Source organism: Mesorhizobium sp. M2C.T.Ca.TU.002.02.1.1 (assembly GCF_003997225.1).
Map to the genome: position 1 here is coordinate 1 of NZ_RZTO01001374.1, position 798 is coordinate 798.

The window sequence follows — 798 nt, forward strand, 5'->3', positions numbered from 1 at the left end:
CGGCTGGACCGGCGACGCGCCGCCGATCTTCGGCCAGTCGGCCGGCGCCAACATCGTCTATGCGGCGGCGCTGCCGTCGAATGGCGACGGCGAGGCGATCTTCGTCAAGCCGGCCTCGCCCATCCGGTCGCTGGCCGATCTCAAGGGCAAGCGCATCGGCGTCGGCAAGGGCACCAGCGCGCATAATCTTTTGGTCGCGGCGCTGGAAAAGACCGGCATCACCTTCGACCAGGTCACGCCGGTCTATCTCAGCCCCGCGGACGCGGCCGCCGCCTTCGCCAGCGACCAGATCGACGCCTGGGCGGTGTGGGATCCGTTCTTCGCCATCGCCGAGACCCGCTACCAGCCGCGCGTGCTTGCCCGCTCAAGCGACGTGCTTAAGGTCAACACCTATTTTCTCGCCAACAAGGATTTCGCCAAGGCGCATCCGGATTTCGTCTCGACGACGATCGCCGCGCTCGGCGACGCGGCCAAATGGGCCGACCAGAACCGCGACAAGGTGGCCGAGGCGCTGCATGAGGTGACCGGCGTGCCGCTCGACGCGCAGACGATCGCCGCCAACCGCACCAAGTTCGGCATCTATCCGATCACCGACGAGATCGTCGCCGGCCAGCAGGCGACGGCCGACCGCTTCTTCAAGCTTGGGCTGATCCCGAAAGCGGTGCGGATATCCGACGCCGTCTGGACCGCGCCTGGCAACTGATTTCCTTCCACGGCGCCGGGCGGCGAACGTCCCGGCGCTGCCCTTGTTTTCGACTGTCTTTGCCCGGGTGTCAGCCATGACCGCATCACCAAGCC

At 66.9% G+C, this 798-nt stretch carries 1 protein-coding gene; it reads left to right on the plus strand.

Annotated elements, in window-relative coordinates; genetic code table 11:
• Positions 1 to 703 (plus strand): aliphatic sulfonate ABC transporter substrate-binding protein (locus tag EOD07_RS36185; protein ID WP_127238493.1); only part of this gene is annotated, 703 nt, incomplete at its 5' end.
• Positions 704 to 798: the final 95 nt, after the last annotated feature.